The sequence below is a fragment of the Shewanella sp. M-Br genome (assembly GCF_036245925.1).
GTDB lineage: Bacteria > Pseudomonadota > Gammaproteobacteria > Enterobacterales > Shewanellaceae > Shewanella > Shewanella oncorhynchi.
Genome location: NZ_BJBV01000076.1, coordinates 1 through 231, shown reverse-complemented (window position 1 = coordinate 231; position 231 = coordinate 1). Strand labels below are relative to the sequence as shown.

Genomic DNA, 231 nt, shown 5'->3' with positions numbered 1-231 from the left:
CGTCGATAAAGCGGGCAAGTTAATCAAAAAGAAAATGCTTAGACGCAAAGACTTGCTGCCCTTTGTTGCGAAAATTGAGCCTTGCCTTATCGTTATGGAGGCGTGTGGCGGCGCGAGTTATTGGGCCAGAGAATTCGAGCAATTTGGGCACGTAGTTAAGTTAATTGCCCCGCAGTATGTGGTTCCTTTTAGGCAAGGTAATAAAAATGACTACAACGATGCGCTAGCCAT

The 231-nt window shown here is 45.9% G+C and carries 1 pseudogene; it reads left to right on the top strand.

Annotated elements, in window-relative coordinates:
* Positions 1-231: pseudogene (locus AAA952_RS22360) on the top strand (IS110 family transposase); the annotation flags it as partial.